5 protein-coding genes are annotated in these 3,032 nt (G+C 45.8%); all 5 read right to left on the bottom strand.

Features of this window, described 5'->3' with window-relative positions; all coding sequences use genetic code 11:
* Positions 1 to 769 (bottom strand): primase-helicase zinc-binding domain-containing protein (locus BM135_RS16235; RefSeq protein WP_281244155.1); only part of this gene is annotated, 769 nt, incomplete at its 3' end.
* Entirely contained in the window at positions 763 to 1,068 is a 306-nt protein-coding gene (locus BM135_RS16230) for a hypothetical protein (protein ID WP_092521549.1), read from the bottom strand. The genes BM135_RS16235 and BM135_RS16230, both read right to left, overlap by 7 nt.
* A gap of 2 nt (positions 1,069 to 1,070) precedes the next feature.
* Entirely contained in the window at positions 1,071 to 1,241 is a 171-nt protein-coding gene (locus BM135_RS16225) for a DUF4222 domain-containing protein (protein ID WP_092521547.1), read from the bottom strand.
* Positions 1,234 to 2,436 carry a hypothetical protein gene (locus BM135_RS17130; RefSeq protein ID WP_175486200.1) on the bottom strand — a complete coding sequence of 401 codons (1,203 nt, stop codon included), beginning with the start codon at positions 2,434 to 2,436 and terminating at the stop codon, positions 1,234 to 1,236. The genes BM135_RS16225 and BM135_RS17130 overlap by 8 nt, the downstream gene beginning before the upstream one ends.
* Positions 2,436 to 2,951 carry a hypothetical protein gene (locus BM135_RS16210; RefSeq protein WP_092521543.1) on the bottom strand — a complete coding sequence of 172 codons (516 nt, stop codon included), beginning with the start codon at positions 2,949 to 2,951 and terminating at the stop codon, positions 2,436 to 2,438. Before BM135_RS16210 ends, BM135_RS17130 begins: the two co-directional genes overlap by 1 nt.
* Positions 2,952 to 3,032 lie beyond the last annotated feature (81 nt).

Raw genomic sequence — 3,032 nt, 5'->3', positions numbered from 1 at the left:
GTGCGTGCCAGTCATTGTCGGCGGCAAGGATAATTCTCGCGTCTGGATACCGTTCCCTGACCTGTTTAGTCACAGTCGGTAAATTGCCTTCATCAATCGCAGCCAGTACCCAGCCCTCATGCAATTGGCTCACCGTTAAGGCGGTTGCATAGCCCTCAGTAATGATGATCGTGTCTGGCGTTTCAGTGATTGCCGATAAGGGGATAAAACTCCCCTTTTTCTGCGTCCCAGAGACAAGACGCTTATCACTGTTCGGCTTGATAATCTGAGCACCGGTGATTGTGCCGTCCAGCGTCTGAGTGACCAGCAACAAAGAGCCGTCTTTCAGTAACCGCTGATCGGGGCATTGCAGCCCCTTTTTCGTCAGATAGTCAGATTGTCCGGTAATCGTCTGAGCCACCAGCTTGTTCACTTTCTCAGTTATCAGAGGAGCCTCTGATTTCAGAGCCTCCTTTCTGGCAGGCTGGGGTTCAGGCAATGGAAGTAATAGAGCATCAGCAACGACCTTTATAGCCTCAGTGAGCGTTATTCCTTTGACTTTAGTCAGCAGGTCAAAGCCATCCCCATGATGCGGGTTATCACACTGGCGGCAATGCCAGTTACCGTCCCCGCGGTCGTCTATGAAGTGAAAGCGATCTGTACCGCCGCATATCGGGCAAGCACCATGCTTACCCTTTGCTGGAACGTCCACACCACAGGCAGACAGCAACCCTTGCCACTGCCCTTGTGCCACCGCTTTCACCGAACGAATATCAATATGACTTACCATTTCGGGAATCCCTCGCGGTGATGGATTTCAAACTGAGCATTTTGTTCCGTATCGTTCAGCGCTTCGGCAATCCTCGGCAAATACATCAGGGCTTCACCCACGCGGCGTAAATCATCTCTTGCCTGACAATCTGCATAGTTTTCATTATCGGCTGACCAGAAAGCCAGTTCCCCCATTGCAGACATCGCCGCCATCACGCCACTCAATGCCCCTTCGGAATGTTTGCGCAGATCTTTCAGTTCTTCGGTGCTCATATCGTTGAAGTTGTTGCGTACCAAATGGTTATAGATATCAGACATGATCAGGCTCTCCCTGCGTAGGTGTATTCTTGAGTGAAACGGCTTAATGGTATAATGCACGGGTAGGTATAACCTTCACGGACAAAGGTCACGCGGTTAAAAGCGACCGACAGCACTTGTACGGCTTCCCCGTTCTTATGGGTGTAATAGTCATGAGGGGCGGGGTTACGCATGGTTCACCCCCTGAACGGTAGACATATCGCTACAGTTGAAAGGGGTATCGATACCGATATCCCATGCCTGACGGGAAACGAATACCAGATTAGATTTGCCTGCCAGTAAACGGGCTTCACCTTCACAGTCCGCCAGAACAGTGATAAGGCGCACGGGGTTAAGTTCAGATAAACGGGTTTTGCCTTTTCCAATTAGGAAGGTATATTTATACATAGCTACCTCGATATTGTAGTTATCGTTGTTGGTTAGATGCCTCGTCAGTGTTAGCGCACTACGGGGCATTGCTTTACATATTGGTATGCAATGGTGTACATTGGTAACCGTGATGTTCAATATACGCAGGAAAACACCAATGTCAACCAGAGAAAACCAAAAAGATAGAATTGTCGTGCAATTACGCCTTGATGCTGATTTGTCTGAACGCCTTGGTCTAGCAATGAAAGAAGATGGCGACGACAACAAAGCAGGGTGGATTAAACGCCTACTTCGTAGAGAATTGGATAACAGAGGCATAGAGTCCAAAGATTCAACTGAGCAATAACCAATCAAATTAGTCCGATGGTTAACCAAGGCAAGATTATTGACGTGGTTCACTCCCCCTCTTAAAGATGGTAAGTTGGTTGAGCAATAACTAACCACACATCTTAAAGAGGTGAGCCTCTTAAGCTGTTGTTCTTCCGCGTAAAGCACATTTGCTTTACGCCAAAGGGTAGCATTCGCCGTGCTATCCTTTTCTTTTTGTGCCTGACTAAATGACGGTCGCAAAGTTTTTGAGCAAATATCATTTACACCCAAAGTCCGATTATCGGATATTGGCGTTTGCATCGACGATTTTCGTCGGTTCAAATAATAATCAGTTTGCATACCGATATTTTCGGCGTTCAAATTATAAGCAGACTGCATATTTGCAGTTTGACTAAATATCAATGAGTTAGGTAACTGACCCGAAATAATCGGGACAGCCAAAGCATGACCAAACGCCAAATATGGCGTCTGATTGTTTTTCAACGGGTTATTGAGGTGTCCGAAAATATTCGTATACCCATCAGCGAAATATTTCTCCGATTGGAACTGAGCGAAAAGTTTCGCTAAGTGACCAGCCAAAGTGAGGACTACGGCAACAGGACTCCTTAAACTCAAGGAATCACCAAAACCAATTGGATAACTTAAAGTTACAGAATTAATTCCCTGCATCACTTAACCTCTCGCAGCTCTATTCCTTTTGCCGTGTAACCCTGAACCCGAACACCCTCAACACGGTGGCGTTTCTTTGTTAGAAAGCGAATGTGATCGGCATAGACATAGAGCCACTGACCATCTACAGCAATGCGCTCAAATGTTCTGATTGGTCGCTTACTGTACTGGACAAAAGGGTTAAACTTATTGATTTTATTATCTTTATATGTCGACACCCCCTTATCATTACCTGTCACGCGATAGAGCCAGAATCGCTGTTCTTTACCTGTGAGCTTTTTCGTTCTAACTGGCACATAACCAGCCTTACGCATCGCTAAACTAAATTCCGCATCATTCCTGTAATATTGGCGACGTAACTCATTTGATACTGAGACAGCGAAACTTTGTTTAGTCCATATCTCTATCCATTGACTCACTAATTCAATTGGCAACCCATTGACTAATATCCCGCTAGTCTGATTTTGGGCGTAGGTAAGCCCCTGACCATTTAAGGCCATATTTTTAGATGTCATCGTTTTACCCTGTCTTAATTAATTTGATTTTCGGCTATAGGGGTTATTTACATTTTCTACTGTTGGCGGGTTACGTACCCA

The organism is Xenorhabdus japonica (assembly GCF_900115195.1).
GTDB lineage: Bacteria > Pseudomonadota > Gammaproteobacteria > Enterobacterales > Enterobacteriaceae > Xenorhabdus > Xenorhabdus japonica.
The sequence above is the reverse complement of the archived record's forward strand: the minus strand, read 5'-3'. Positions and strand labels throughout refer to the sequence as shown.

Excerpts from the sequence above, each read along its gene's own strand:
- BM135_RS16230 (WP_092521549.1), bottom strand. The coding sequence starts at position 1,068 with ATGTCTGATATCTATAACCATTTGGTACGCAACAACTTCAACGATATG.
- BM135_RS16225 (WP_092521547.1), bottom strand. The coding sequence starts at position 1,241 with ATGCGTAACCCCGCCCCTCATGACTATTACACCCATAAGAACGGGGAA.
- BM135_RS17130 (WP_175486200.1), bottom strand. The coding sequence starts at position 2,436 with ATGCAGGGAATTAATTCTGTAACTTTAAGTTATCCAATTGGTTTTGGT.
- BM135_RS16210 (WP_092521543.1), bottom strand. The coding sequence starts at position 2,951 with ATGACATCTAAAAATATGGCCTTAAATGGTCAGGGGCTTACCTACGCC.